The organism is Mesorhizobium sp. M7A.F.Ca.MR.362.00.0.0 (assembly GCF_004023175.1).
Lineage (GTDB): Bacteria > Pseudomonadota > Alphaproteobacteria > Rhizobiales > Rhizobiaceae > Mesorhizobium.
Genome location: NZ_RZTF01000087.1, coordinates 11,846 through 17,005, shown reverse-complemented (window position 1 = coordinate 17,005; position 5,160 = coordinate 11,846). Strand labels below are relative to the sequence as shown.

General features: G+C 62.4%; 4 protein-coding genes. All 4 read right to left on the bottom strand.

Going from position 1 to position 5,160, the window contains the following annotated elements; translation table 11 throughout:
* Positions 1 to 75 precede the first annotated feature (75 nt).
* Positions 76 to 1,353 carry a sugar ABC transporter substrate-binding protein gene (locus EOC06_RS13795; protein ID WP_128308006.1) on the bottom strand — a complete coding sequence of 426 codons (1,278 nt, stop codon included), beginning with the start codon at positions 1,351 to 1,353 and terminating at the stop codon, positions 76 to 78.
* A gap of 29 nt (positions 1,354 to 1,382) precedes the next feature.
* Complete coding sequence (locus EOC06_RS13790) at positions 1,383 to 2,570, bottom strand: PLP-dependent transferase (RefSeq protein ID WP_128308005.1); 1,188 nt, start codon at positions 2,568 to 2,570, stop codon at positions 1,383 to 1,385.
* On the bottom strand, positions 2,567 to 3,301 hold the full coding sequence (locus tag EOC06_RS13785) for a FadR/GntR family transcriptional regulator (RefSeq protein WP_027036801.1): 735 nt from the start codon (positions 3,299 to 3,301) through the stop codon (positions 2,567 to 2,569). The genes EOC06_RS13790 and EOC06_RS13785 overlap by 4 nt, the downstream gene beginning before the upstream one ends.
* A 140-nt stretch (positions 3,302 to 3,441) precedes the next feature.
* Positions 3,442 to 4,914, bottom strand: a complete 1,473-nt coding sequence (locus EOC06_RS13780) for an FAD-dependent monooxygenase (protein WP_128308004.1) — start codon at positions 4,912 to 4,914, stop codon at positions 3,442 to 3,444.
* Between the last annotated feature and the right edge of the window lie 246 nt (positions 4,915 to 5,160).

The window sequence follows — 5,160 nt, the reverse complement described above, 5'->3', positions numbered from 1 at the left end:
CGAGGCATAGCGCCGCCCCTCATCCGGCCCTATCGGGCCACCTTCTCCCCGTAAACGGGGAGAAGGGAAGAAAAACTACTTCTTGTTCTTCGCCAGCCAGTCCTGCTGTTCCTTGGTCAGGAAGGCAGCCCATTGGTCGGCGACGTCCTTGGCCGTCTTCTGGCCAAGCAGCACTTCCTGAAAATTCTTGATCGCCACCTGGTCGACGAAATTGCCGAGGTTCTCCAGATGCGTCGGCGGGGTGACCATTTCATATTTGGAGCTGTCGCTGAGCTCCGTGAACCAGCCTTTGAACTGCTCCGTCTTGAAATGGGGATCCTGGTCCGCACCGTTGTGGATCGGGACGACGCCGACTTCCTTGGCCCATTCCAGATTGTCCTTCGGCGACAGAAGCGTCGCCATCAGCTTCCAGGCGTCGTCCTTGTGCTGCGAGTTGGCAAACATCGCCCAGCCGGCATAGCCCAGCGTCGGATAGGATTTGCCGCTCGGTCCGACCGGCAAAGGCGCCACGGCGAAATCGTCCGCGCTCATCTTGTCGGCGATGCCGAGCAGCGCGTCCGGATCCTGGTTGAGCATGGCACAGGTGCCGGAATAGAAGCCGGTGACCGTTTCGTTGAAACCCCAGCTCACTGCATCCTTCGGCGCCAGTCCGTCCTTGTACATGTCGGCCAGCATCTGCAGGCCCTTGACCGAGCCTTCTTCGTTGATCGTCGAAGTGCCGTCCTCGTTGAAGTAGCCGCCCTTGCCGGCGGCGATGTTCATGAACATGTGCATGCCGTTGAAGGCGCCCGGCCCGCCGCGCAGGCAGTAGCCGTACTTCCCCGGGAGCGCGGAAATCTTCTTGGAATCGGCGATGAAATCGTCGAGCGTCGCCGGTGGGCCGTCGAGGCCGGCCTCCTTGAACAGTTTCTTGTTCCAGAACAGCGCGTTCACATAGTAGCCGTAGGGGATCATGAACTGGGTGTCGTTGACGGTCGAGCCGAACTGCTTGGCGCGGTCGCCCAGCGTCTTGGCGTCATCCCATTTGGCCATATAGGGGCCGAGATCCTCAAGCTGGGCATTGTTGGCGTAGAGGCCCATCCAGCGTTCCGGCATTTCGACGATGTCAGGGGTATCGCCGGCCTGCACCATGGTCAGGAATTTCTCGAACGCCTGGCCCCAGGGCAGCGAGATAAGCTCGACCTTGATGCCCGGATTGGCGGTTTCGAATTCGGCGATCTGCTTCTTCAGGAATTCGGTGCGCGGCGGGCTGGTGATGACTTCGACCATTTTCAGGGTCGAGTCGGCCACGGCATTTCCGGCTGAAATCGCCAGCCCCGCAACGGTGGCCAGCATGACTGTCAGTTTTTTCATGTTCAAGACTCCCATTTTGAACCCGCTTGTTATTTTCTGGCTTTTTCGAAGGCCTGGGCCACGTCGGCCCACAGGTCTTCGACACTCTCCAATCCGACATTGAAGCGGATGGTTCGGGGGCTGACGCCGAAGCGCGCCATCGAATTCAGGCCCGGCGTCTGCTCCAGCGACGCCTTGGCCGGTACGACCAGGCTTTCATGCCCGCCCCAGCTGACGCCGATGCGGAAATATTTCAGCGCGTCGACGAAGACGGGGATGTCGATATCGTCCGTCACCTCGAAGGAGAACAGCCCGGCATAGCCGGCCAGCGTCGCCTTGCCCGGATGGTTCGAATAGACGGGGTGGTTGACCCGCTCGACATCGGCATGCGCCTTCAGCCGTTCGGCGATGGTCAGGCCGCTCTTCATGTGGTGCGGCAGGCGCAGCGGCAGCGTGCGCAGGCCGCGCAGCAACAGCCAGGCCTCGAATGGCGACAGCTTGCCGCCGAGATAGGAATAGGTCTGCTCGTTGATGTGCCTGATATGAGCGGCCGAACCCGCGACGACGCCAGCGACGGTGTCGCTGTGGCCGCCAAGGTATTTCGAGGCCGAATGCAGCACCAGATCGACGCCATGCATGATCGGCTTCTGGAAGACCGGCGTCGCCCAGGAATTGTCGATGGTGGTGACGATGCCCTGCTCCTTGGCCAGCCGTGTCAGATGCACGATGTCCTGCAGCTCGAACATCATCGAGGTCGGGCTTTCCAGATACAGCAGCTTGGCGCCGGGAAGTGCCGCTGCCACCGCATCCGGGTCGGAGCCGTCGACATAATCGACCTTGATGTTGAGCCGCGGCAACAGCCGCTCGAACAAACGGTAGGCATCGCCATAGCAATTGCGCACCGCCACGATGCGCTCGCCTGCCCCAACGAACGCAAGCACCGTGGCGCTGATCGCCGCCATGCCGCTGGAAAAGCCGCGCGCGGCTTCTGCGCCCTCAAGCGCTGCCACGCGCGCCTCGAACTCCATCACCGTGGGATTGTCGCCACGCGAATAGATCGGCTGCTTCCGTTTGCCGGCAAAGGTATCGGCCATCTCGGCATAGCTGGCGAAGGTGAACAGCGAGGTCTGGTAGATCGGCGGCACCACCGCACCGCCGGGGAACGGTTCGTCATGCGCCAAGAGTGTCGCCGCCTCGGCGAGATAGTCGTGATCGAAACCGGATGGATGCTCGTTCATGTCTGGCTCGAAAGTTTGAGTTTGGCGGCACCGCGCTTGAGGTCGTCCTCGACGGTGGCGATCAGCTTGAGCGCCTCGGCGCGGGCGCCCTGCGGGTCGCGCGCGGCAATGCATTCGTAGATGGTGCGGTGGTAGGGAAAGCTGGCGTGGCCGAAGTCGCGCACGCCGAGCGGATGCTCCCAGAAGCGGTGGAACAACTCGTACATGGCGGCGATGATCTGCTCGAACAGCGGATTACCCGAGGCCCGGTAGATCGCCTGGTGGAACTCCCAATCCTCTTCCGACGACATGCCGTCGCGCGTGCGGAACGCCTGCTCCATGATGTCGAGCTTGCGCGCGATCTCGGCGATGTCGGCCTGACTGGCGCGTTCGGCGCAAAGAGCTGCGGCCTCCGCCTCCAGCGCGCGGCGGATCTCCATCGTCTGCATCAGGCTGGTGAAATCATTGCCGCCGGCCAGCGTCAGCGGCATGTGCAGCATATCGTGTGAGACAGCCGCCTTGAGATAGGTGCCGCTGCCCTGCCGGCGCTCGACGAGGCCGAGCCCTTCCCAGCGTGTCAGCGCCTCGCGCACGGTGTTGCGGCTGACCTTCAGCCGCTCGGCCAGAATGCGCTCGGTTGGAAGCCGCTCGCCCGGCTGCAAGGCCTCGGCGCGAACAAAGCCCACCAAGGCCTTCAGCACGGCGTCGTCGCGCGCCGTGGTCTGAATGGGTGGCAGGCTGTTCTGGTCCACAAATCCTCCAAGTGGTCCAATGGTCCAACCAATTTCTGCACAGAAGGAAACTCCTGTCAACCAACTGTCAGGAGCACTGTCGGAGGGAGCGACGCAATACTTTCAAGGCGGTCGCGCGATCGCGCTTCGATTCGCGTCTGCTAACCTGCGGTGGCAGGCGGCCCGAACCAGGTGGTCAGCGCGTCCACCAGGCCCTGTTGGGTTCCCGCCCCGGCCCAAGCCACATAACCATCGGGCCGGATCAAGACCGCGTCGGGCGAAACGACCGTCCCGAGAGCCGGGAGGTCCCAGATACCGGCGTAACCGGCGTCGATCTGCCGGACCCGATCAGCCCAGGGCGCGATGTCCAGCCTGCCGGGCTCACCGAGGCTGAGCAGCACGGGCCGCGCGTCGTGCAGCAAGGTGAAGACCCGCAACAGTCCGCCGGCGGTGGCCAGATCAAGATCGGGTATTCGCCGCCCAAGCAGTGGATGCCCCTCGCCAAGGTCGTAATGAACACCCAGACCAGACATCTCCGCGGCGATTTTCTTGCGAGCTTCATCCATGCCGAGCAACTCGGCAACGGTATCGGCCAAGGCCTTGCTGCGGTCATCCGTGCGGCGAAGCGCAACCTGCGCCATCGTGTTGCGCAACACGCGGGCGGCGACCGGATGACGCTCGGCGTGATAGCTGTCGAGCAGGCTTTGCGGCGATGTCCCCTTGATGATTTGGGCCAGCTTCCATCCAAGGTTCACCGCATCCTGCACGCCGATGTTGAGGCCCTGTCCGCCCATCGGAGGATGGATGTGCGCGGCATCACCCGCCAGCAGCACGCGCCGGTCGCGATATGCGGCAGCCTGGCGCGTCATGTCGGTGAAGCGGGAGAGCCAGGTCGGGCTGTGAACCCCGAAGTCGGTGCCGTAGATGGCAGTCAGCGCCTCGCTGAGCTCGCGCAGGGTCGGTTCGCCGCGCGCCTCCAGGCATGGCTCCGTCAGCACGACGCCAACCTTCCTGCCGTCCTCGATCTTACCCAGGGCATGAATTCCGGAGGCGTTGCTGCGGAAGCCCCATGCCGGTTCTTCCGACATTTCGACCTCGGCAATCAACCAGCTCATCGTCGGATCCCATCCGGCAAACTCGATACCGGTCGCCTTGCGAATGGTGCTGCGGCCTCCGTCGCACCCGACCAGATATGCGGCCCTCAGGCGGTGACCGGTGGACAGTTCGACATCGACGCCGCTGTCGTCCTGGGTAAACCCCGCAACCTCGTGTTCACGATAGATCGGCACCTTCAACTCGCCGACCCAGTCGGCCAGGATGCGCTCGATGTGGTTTTGCCGCAGTGCCAGCAGATAATTGTGGCGCGTGGGAAAATCGCTGATGCCTAACCGGATCATGTGGAAGCCCACGGACGGCGATATCTGTCCCTGTGAAAGAAACCGATCCACAATTCCGCGCTGGTCGAGCACCTCAAGAGTGCGCGCATGCAGGCCGCCTGCGCGCAATCCTGCCAATTTCTGATCCGGTCGCCTTTCGAAAATGGCAACGTCCACGCCTGCCAGCGCCAGTTCGCCTGCCAACATCAATCCCGTCGGACCACCCCCGGCGATCACAACCGCATGATCTGAAATCATTATCATAACTCCCGTTTTCCGCACCCTGGCTTGGGTCGCGGTTTTACGGGAGGAGCCGGGTCTTGCTGCAAGCCCCTTGTGCGCCATATGTATGAAATGGAAGGGGTGCTCTTCCCCTCGTCGTTGGCTGCCCTCACAGCGAAACTGTGTAGGAACGACTACCCCGATTTCACATGCAAAAACGCAGATTCCTCCGTACTTTGGCACGGAGTTCTGATGTTCTTTTGGAGAGAAGGGGGCCGGTCG

Coding starts and splice junctions, on each gene's coding strand:
- EOC06_RS13780 (WP_128308004.1), bottom strand. CDS start 4,914: ATGATTTCAGATCATGCGGTTGTGATCGCCGGGGGTGGTCCGACGGGA.
- EOC06_RS13795 (WP_128308006.1), bottom strand. CDS start 1,353: ATGAAAAAACTGACAGTCATGCTGGCCACCGTTGCGGGGCTGGCGATT.
- EOC06_RS13790 (WP_128308005.1), bottom strand. CDS start 2,570: ATGAACGAGCATCCATCCGGTTTCGATCACGACTATCTCGCCGAGGCG.